Here is a 571-nt window from a genome sequence, read left to right as displayed (position 1 = left end):
TAAAATATGGCGCGCCCGAGAGGAGTCGAACCCCTAACCTTTTGATCCGTAGTCAAACGCTCTATCCAATTGAGCTACGGGCGCATAATAATGAATGCCGAGGGCCGGACTTGAACCGGCACGGTAGTCACCTACCGCAGGATTTTAAGTCCTGTGTGTCTGCCAATTCCACCACCCCGGCGTGGATGGTATAGTTGGAGCGGAAGACGGGATTCGAACCCGCGACCCCCACCTTGGCAAGGTGGTGTTCTACCACTGAACTACTTCCGCATACAGGATAACTATCCTGTATAATGCGGGTGAAGGGACTTGAACCCCCACGTCATAAGACACTAGATCCTAAGTCTAGCGCGTCTGCCAATTCCGCCACACCCGCGTAACATGGTGAGCCATGAAGGACTCGAACCTTCGACCCTCTGATTAAAAGTCAGATGCTCTACCAACTGAGCTAATGGCTCTCTTTAAAGACTTATGTTATTATCTTGTCCAAAAATGGTGCCGGCCAGAGGACTTGAACCCCCAACCTACTGATTACAAGTCAGTTGCTCTACCAATTGAGCTAGGCCGGCAT

At 51.0% G+C, this 571-nt stretch carries 6 tRNA genes; all 6 read right to left on the bottom strand.

The annotated features are described in order from the left end of the window. Positions 1–7 precede the first annotated feature (7 nt). Positions 8–84, bottom strand: a tRNA-Arg gene (locus ICW23_RS18760). 11 nt (positions 85–95) lie between these two features. Beyond that, positions 96–181, bottom strand: a tRNA-Leu gene (locus ICW23_RS18755). Positions 182–195: 14 nt separating this feature from the next. Next, positions 196–270, bottom strand: a tRNA-Gly gene (locus ICW23_RS18750). A 24-nt stretch (positions 271–294) separates the two neighbouring features. After that, a tRNA-Leu gene (locus ICW23_RS18745) sits at positions 295–376 on the bottom strand. 6 nt (positions 377–382) lie between these two features. After that, a tRNA-Lys gene (locus tag ICW23_RS18740) sits at positions 383–458 on the bottom strand. A 35-nt stretch (positions 459–493) separates the two neighbouring features. Continuing rightward, positions 494–569 (bottom strand) — tRNA-Thr (locus ICW23_RS18735). Positions 570–571: the final 2 nt, after the last annotated feature.

The sequence above is a fragment of the Bacillus sp. 1021 genome (assembly GCF_014534735.1).
Lineage (GTDB): Bacteria > Bacillota > Bacilli > Bacillales > Bacillaceae > Bacillus > Bacillus siamensis.
The sequence above is the reverse complement of the archived record's forward strand: the minus strand, read 5'-3'. Positions and strand labels throughout refer to the sequence as shown.